Raw genomic sequence first — 3,748 nt, 5'->3', positions numbered from 1 at the left:
ACCATTGAAGAAAGCTAGTTACTGTCCTTTTTTTAGGACAGTAACTAGCTTTTTTCTACCAACCAACGGGCGGTTAGTTATGTTGTTGCGACAGCAACTTCTGGTACACATTTTAAGCACAAATCACGCCCAAAAATTGGGTGGGGTGTAAGTGCGCATTCTGATGTAATCAGGGAGCAATTTCATCACTTTTTTAAAGTGATGTGTAAGTGCGCTTGTCAGAAAAAACACTGACAGATGCCTAAAGAATTTTTTACTAGATCTCACACTAATTAGCCGCTAAAAAGACCCCCACGCTCGCTGGACAAATTTGGCAGAAGTGAAAGCCAAATTAATATCTACCCCGTACCATATTTCCACCGGCTAATTGGAGCCTTCGGCAGACACAGGGGCAAGCCCCTGGACCCCTTACATGCTGACGCCTTTTAAAGACCCATTTATTAAACACCATGTTGAACAATATCTCGATCAGTCGTTACAGATAGCCTGCAAGGCTCTCTCTCTCGACACTTCACCAACTATCCCCTTATTGGGGCTAATTGGTGTGTTTCGTTGAGTGCATCTCGCAACGACTGACTTATGTCACAGTAGATTATGTTCAAGCTACCCCTTACAACCTTCGGTTATGTTTTGACGTTGTTTTATATCTACTTGTGTCTATTCATCTTGCTGACACCTAAAAACGCCTCTGAGGGCTTCTCAGGGCGTTTTTTGATATATGGTAACTGTTTAACCCACCACATAACGCTAGGACTACTGACTTCGAACGATTACTCGTTCAGCTTTTCCGCATGCTATATTTCTTCATCACGGTGCAAATCGTGATCGGACAATTAATCGCTACCCATTGTGTTGGACGGTTAACTATCTCTTCTCCACGTCTCTGTTTACGCTGTCTGTGGAGCATACAGCAAGGTTCTTCACGTGCCGTCCTACTCTCCATGTAGGCTTCTTTGTCCTGAGTGCGTTCTACTCTGTCGCCGTAACGGGGCGGGTATCGAGTGCAAAAATAAAGAGAGACAATGCGACTATTCTTAGTCACATTGTCTCTCGTCAGAAGGTGTTCTTTTCTTGACGCATTCTCGGTAAGTACCCTATAATGTACTTACATGTTGAATGACAACGTGCTTTGAATGGTGATGCATTCTTTGCACTGGCGCTTATCTTGCTTGCCGGCTTGATAAGCGCCTTTTCTTTTATATTCGATTAATTGATATCCTAACTTTAACTATCCTATAAATTATTTGCAAGTTTTTTTGTGCAATATATATCATTCAGAAGACAAAACTAAACTTGCCTTTATAAAGTTACTCATAGGATTAAAAAAAGTATTATATATAGTTAGACTGTACGGATAGTAATTATTATAAGTATTTCCTTCAATATCTTCGTACTGAATTTCTAGTTGGAACAGATTTAAGTACGAAGATCGATTTTCTAATTTTAATACACGTTCAATTAACAGTTGAATTAGTAAATAATACCCTTTTGAAATTTTAACTGAGTATATTGCGTTTCTGGGTATATAAGACTCATACCCCATATGTTCACTATTAATACCTTCCTCATGGGGAAGGTTTTTCCGATCAGACCCCAGTTCATCAATAACTAGAACTGGGTGTTCACTATTTTCTATCTCGATGATTTCATCATTTCCTATGTACTCGTACTCGCTTTCTACACTAGCAGATAATACTTTAAATTCCGGTATATATACACCATAATCCGGGACAGTTTTTTCTATAAAAGCTAATAAATTAGAGACATCATTTAATTTCAGTACATATCTAACGTTGTATATAGCATCTCCATAATTAACAAATTTTATATCTATTTCATTAAAATCATCAGACAAGTTTGATTCATATAGTGGATGTTCATAGCCTTCATCTTCAAAATACAAGTGGGAATTAAAAGTGTGGTTTGAAAGAATGGGCCTAATCACCACCTTGTGTTCAGACCTTTTTTTTAAATGTTCAGATATATATACAGTACCAACAGCTGTAATAGCACCAAAGATAGCTGCCAGTAATGTGTATACATCTGAACGTCCAATCCATTGAATTAATAACGTTTCAACCATAAAGTTATATACTCCTTTATAAAAAGATACTACATCAAATTATGACGACAAACTAATGTTATGGAACATATGATTTTTCGTATACCAAAGGGAGTAGACATAACATCGATTATTCAGATATGAACTTATTTAGGGTCTATAATTATAGAAGTGATTGTTTGGTTGATAATAAAATTTAGTGCATATAATAACAACTAACAGGAGGTTAAGTTACTATGCAAACAAAAACAGGTCGTGCACTTGGAAATGAGTTCATCAATTCCATTCATGGATGGTAATCGTTACAAATACTTATACTAAGAAAGGCCGAAAAATGAGCCGAAAAATGAGCCAAAAAAAAGATTTATTAAATCAATTCACTTTAGCCCTTAATGACGTAGGTAGAGACAGTGAATTAGGAGTTTTTTTAAGAACTTATCAAGAAAAATTAGCCAAAAATCAGTTGAAAGGCCTTGAAATTCCTCGCTTTACTGATGGTATCTCAAAAGTAGTTCGTAAATCACATCAAGGTGTTCCTACATCGGTTACAAAACTTATTTCGATGGTGAATCGCCGTGGTATTTTGAATGGCTTCGGACTAGGATTACGAATGTTATAAAAGTGAACTGAACCCCATGAGTTGGAGCAAATCTAACTCATGGGGTTTTTGTATGTTTTCAAAAGAAATTCAAATATAAGCAGTTTATCTGTACCTCAAAGGTGTACCGACTGTTGAAATACGCAAGAAATTCGGAATTAAGGTAGCCTACTTATAATTACGTTGATTTAGGGTCAATTTTATCAGGAATAAAAACAGTAATAGACGCATTAACATACTTCATCAGTGCAATTGCTAGTATTTCTCTTTTTATCGCTGGAATAGGTGTTATGAATATGATGTATATTTCTGTATCAGAACGAACACAAGAAATTGGAATACGCCTATCAATAGGTGCCAAGCCTAAACAAATTTTGCTACAATTTCTATTTGAAGCAATGTTTTTAACATTACTAGGCGGAATTATAGGTTTTGCACTAGGAGCTATTATTTCAATGTCCATTTCAGTATTACTCCCGTTTAAGGCCATTGTGACATTGAAATCTTTTGTACTCGCATTTTCCGTTTCTACTTTGGTTGGTATTACATTTGGAATATTGCCAGCAAAACAGGCAGCAAGCAACAACCTAATAGATATCCTTAAATAGTAACCTATACCAAAAGCAGTAGACATAACATCGATTATAATGAGTGGTTGATCTGACGCGGGTTTGCGCACTTTGTGCAGCAACCCCCATTCACAAACTACAAAAAAGCCCGAAACGGCGTTTCACAAACGTCAGTTTCGGGCTTTTTCACAATTTATACCAATTTAACTTAATTCGATTTCATATCGCTATTTTGGCCAATTAGTATTAGAAAAATGTGTGAATGACAGTGACTAGTAAAGTCAATTTTACCATCAAGGTTGTAGTCGAATCGATTAGTGCAGTGGCTGCAGTCAATAGTTCTGTTATTCTGTCCATATTTTTCCCCTTTCATAAGTTTTTACATGAATAATATACAAGTAGTTTAAAGTGCTACATGAGTCCACTTTCTTACACGTGTAGTATCTATTGGATATAGTAGATTTGCTTATGTTTTTGTCGTTTATAGTCATGATCAATTTGTTTTCTAGGTAATTTAAC

The 3,748-nt window shown here is 36.2% G+C and carries 2 protein-coding genes and 1 pseudogene; 2 read left to right on the top strand and 1 reads right to left on the bottom strand.

The window, feature by feature from the left end; all coding sequences use genetic code 11:
- Nucleotides 1–1,270: 1,270 nt before the first annotated feature.
- On the bottom strand, nt 1,271–2,083 hold the full coding sequence (locus tag WEIDD23_RS11810; protein WP_062359084.1) for a hypothetical protein: 813 nt from the start codon (nt 2,081–2,083) through the stop codon (nt 1,271–1,273).
- 325 nt (nt 2,084–2,408) lie between these two features.
- Between WEIDD23_RS11810 and WEIDD23_RS11805 the strand changes: the two genes are divergently transcribed.
- Together WEIDD23_RS11805 and WEIDD23_RS12895 are read left to right on the top strand one after the other, a co-directional pair.
- A complete protein-coding gene (locus WEIDD23_RS11805) occupies nt 2,409–2,681 on the top strand; it encodes a hypothetical protein (RefSeq protein ID WP_156469657.1) in 273 nt (90 codons plus the stop codon).
- Between the two features lie 152 nt (nt 2,682–2,833).
- A pseudogene (locus WEIDD23_RS12895) lies at nt 2,834–3,268 on the top strand (FtsX-like permease family protein); the annotation flags it as partial.
- Between the last annotated feature and the right edge of the window lie 480 nt (nt 3,269–3,748).

The sequence above is a fragment of the Weissella sp. DD23 genome (assembly GCF_001579105.1).
Classification (GTDB): Bacteria; Bacillota; Bacilli; order Lactobacillales; family Lactobacillaceae; genus Weissella; species Weissella cibaria.
This window is presented reverse-complemented; position numbering and strand designations above follow the sequence as displayed.

What these genes read in the sequence shown, in the direction of transcription:
- WEIDD23_RS11810 (WP_062359084.1), bottom strand. Translation starts at nt 2,083, where the DNA reads ATGGTTGAAACGTTATTAATTCAATGGATTGGACGTTCAGATGTATAC.
- WEIDD23_RS11805 (WP_156469657.1), top strand. Translation starts at nt 2,409, where the DNA reads ATGAGCCAAAAAAAAGATTTATTAAATCAATTCACTTTAGCCCTTAAT.